Here is a 257-nt window from a genome sequence, read left to right as displayed (position 1 = left end):
AACAAGCAGATCGCGAACACGTTTCAGTGGCAGGTTTGCTTCCTGGTGCAGATTCATGCTCAGCGCAGCAACAGGCGACTGAGCCGGGATATTATTGTATCCGTAGATACGACCCACTTCCTCAACCAGATCTTCTTCAATGGCCAGATCAAAACGCCAGCTTGGTGCAACTGCACGCCAGCCGGTATCAGTAGGTTCGACCATACAGCCAAGACGGCTCAGAATTTCTACGACGTCTTCATCAGAGACAAAGTGAC

General features: G+C 51.0%; 1 pseudogene. It reads right to left on the bottom strand.

What is annotated here, in order from left to right:
* A pseudogene (gene pheT, locus ACYP03_RS26920) lies at positions 1-257 on the bottom strand (phenylalanine--tRNA ligase subunit beta); the annotation flags it as partial.

The organism is Photobacterium sp. R1 (genome assembly GCF_054600795.1).
This window is presented reverse-complemented; position numbering and strand designations above follow the sequence as displayed.